Origin of the sequence: Gulosibacter sediminis (genome assembly GCF_014904065.1) — a bacterium.
GTDB lineage: Bacteria > Actinomycetota > Actinomycetes > Actinomycetales > Microbacteriaceae > Gulosibacter > Gulosibacter sediminis.
Map to the genome: position 1 here is coordinate 71,695 of NZ_JACXJG010000004.1, position 533 is coordinate 72,227.

Consider the following 533-nt stretch of genomic DNA (forward strand, 5'->3'; position numbering starts at 1 on the left):
AGCTCTCCCGCCAGCCTTACTATCGGTGGCTGCAGAATCCCATCACCCCAAGCGAGGTCGTCGGGCGGTGATGAACGCGCTGACGACGATGCAGTCGAGCTTCCGCGGGTTGGTGATTACCTCGCGCACGCGGGTGTGGACGACGATCGTGTGCGGTTCGGTCGCGACGCTCATCGCGGTTCTCGGGCAGGGCGACTTCATGACGATGTTCGAGAGCTTCTTGACGCTGCTGCTCTACGTGCTGATTCCGTGGTCGGCGATCAACCTCACCGACTACTTCGTTGTGCGCAAGGGCGAGTATGACATCAGCGCGCTGTTCGACCGCGACGGCAAGTACGGCCGCTGGAACCCGGTGGGCCTGTCGACCTATGCGATCGGCCTGCTCGCGCAGGTGCCGTTCATGGTGACGCCGCTGTTCACGGGCCCGCTCGCCGAGCCGCTCCAGTTCATCGACATCGCCTGGCTCGTCGGCTTCGCCGTCACCGTCGTCGCGTACCTCATCATCGTCCGCCTCTTCGGCGACGGCACCCGCG

The 533-nt window shown here is 64.7% G+C and carries 1 protein-coding gene; it reads left to right on the forward strand.

What is annotated here, in order from left to right; all coding sequences use genetic code 11:
* Positions 1-25: 25 nt before the first annotated feature.
* The coding region (locus ID132_RS01895; RefSeq protein ID WP_328743422.1) for a cytosine permease at positions 26-533 on the forward strand (508 nt) is incomplete at its 3' end.